At 65.7% G+C, this 478-nt stretch carries 1 protein-coding gene; it reads left to right on the top strand.

Annotated features, from left to right (window positions below):
- A partial coding sequence (locus AC1DIX_RS27775) for a sensor histidine kinase (RefSeq protein WP_477328565.1) occupies positions 1–478 on the top strand: 478 nt, incomplete at both ends.

Here is a 478-nt window from a genome sequence, read left to right as displayed (position 1 = left end):
ACCGATGCGCGGCTGCAGAGCGTGCAGCAGGATCTGGTCAATGCCAACCGGCTGGCGATCCTCGGCCAGATCGCGGCCGGTGTCGCCCATGAGATCAATCAGCCGGTCGCGACGATCCGCGCCTATGCCGACAATTCCGCGGTCTATCTCAAGCGCCAGCAGACCGAACCGGTTGCGGAGAACCTTGCGCTGATTGCCGGACTGACGGAGCGGATCGGGACCATCACCGAGGATCTGAAGGCACTCGCCCGGCGCGGACGAACGGCGCCCGAAGCGGTTGGCGTCGAGGAGATGATAGACGGCGCGCTGATGTTGCTGCGCAGCCGTTTCACCGGCCGGCTTGAGATGCTGACCGTCGAGCCTGTCCCTGAAGGCCTGCAGGTCATGGGCACCCGGCTGCGGCTGGAGCAGGTGTTCATCAACCTGTTTCAGAATGCGCTGGAAGCCGTGGAGGCGCGCGATGGCGGCCGGGTGACGG

The organism is Massilia sp. 05N420 (assembly GCF_056397205.1).
This window is presented reverse-complemented; position numbering and strand designations above follow the sequence as displayed.